The sequence below is a fragment of the Helicobacter sp. T3_23-1059 genome, from assembly GCF_053654515.1.
Map to the genome: position 1 here is coordinate 1 of NZ_JBSIUV010000175.1, position 796 is coordinate 796.

At 26.0% G+C, this 796-nt stretch carries 1 pseudogene; it reads right to left on the minus strand.

Annotation, left to right across the window (positions count from 1 at the left end):
• Positions 1 to 796: pseudogene (locus ACWIX0_RS13905) on the minus strand (hypothetical protein); the annotation flags it as partial.

A 796-nucleotide genomic window follows, 5' to 3' on the forward strand; every position in this document is an offset into this window, starting at 1 on the left:
GTAGCCATAAATACTACCTATATTTTCTTGTGTCTCTAGTGGATTATTATTTTTATCTATAAGGATAAAATTTTGATACTGCCCTATGCAAATCTTATATGCTATGTTGCTTTTGTCATTTATATAATCACATTGTTTTCTTGTTTTTTCAAAAAATGCTTGGGATAGAATCTTTATGTAATATTTATCTTTAGATAAAGAGATAATCAAATCAATAATCTTATCTTTTGTGATGATAGATTCAATATAGTTACTTTTACCTTGTTTTAATACTTCGATTTTATGTATTTTTGTATTGATAATAGAAAAGAAAAAAGAGAGATAGTCTATTGTTTTTGGGGTAGCATTGCCAAATAAATGATTTATGATTGCCACAATAAAAATAGGGCTAGATAACATTGTATGGATATTGTATGCGCTTTGATTGGTTTTATTGATTCTATCAAGGATAAAAGTCTCTGTATGTGTTTTAATATCTTGGTTAAATTTATTTAAATATTCTATGGTTTGTGTTAAATTTTTATCTTTTATTTCGTTTGAATTAGATTCTAAAAGATAAGAGTAGAAGTAGAGGGTTTGGGTTAATGCTAAAATGGAATGTGCATCAAAAATGTTTGCCGTGCCGATATATATTGGCAAATCTTGCCCAATAATATTATTACCCAAATATCCTATAATGTCTCGTTTATTTGCGTTGTTTAATGAAATTATATGAAATATGTTATTGGTGTTTAAAATTATTTGTTCGTTTTTATTAGTTAGCGTATCTATCATTGATTCAAAAGGTATATTCAAA